Below are 538 nucleotides of genomic sequence, written 5' to 3'. Positions count from 1 at the left end.
CGCGCACGGGCGAGGGCGGCGAACGCGGTCTCCCAGGCGGGCTCCGCCTGGAGGGACAGCGACGCCGCCAGGACGGGGGCGGTACCGGGTCCGCCGCCGAGCTCGTCGCACAGATCGGCGAGCAGCGCGCGGGCCTCCGCGCGGTGTCCCATCAGCGCTTCCACCCGGGACAGCGCCAGCGCCAGCGGGGCCTTCTCGTGGGGAGGGCCGTCGAACCTCCGGAAGAGCAGCCGGTGCCAGACCGCGCGGCTCTCCGCGAGCCGTCCCGATCTGAACAGCACCTCCGCCAGTTCGCGTTCGGTGTCGTCGCACCGCTCGGAACCGGAGTCCAGCGCGGCCCGCAGCCAGGTCGTCGCCTCCGCGGGATCGGCCCCCGAGCGCTGTTTCGCCGCCTCCAGCAGCACCCTGCGGGCGTCGGCGCTCGCGGCGGCCCCGGACCGGAGGAGATGACCGGCGATCTCGGGGGCCGGCGCGCCCCGGCGCAGCAGTTCTTCGGCCGCCCGCGCGTGCAGCCGGCGACGCAGGACGGGTGAGGCCC

1 protein-coding gene is annotated in these 538 nt (G+C 77.0%); it reads right to left on the bottom strand.

Translation table 11 applies throughout. The features are described from left to right. Positions 1 to 538, bottom strand: a 538-nt coding sequence (locus tag ACYVE7_RS35530) for a hypothetical protein (protein WP_460371107.1), incomplete at both ends; no start/stop codon positions are given.

It is taken from the genome of Actinocorallia lasiicapitis (assembly GCF_054778695.1).
The sequence above is the reverse complement of the archived record's forward strand: the minus strand, read 5'-3'. Positions and strand labels throughout refer to the sequence as shown.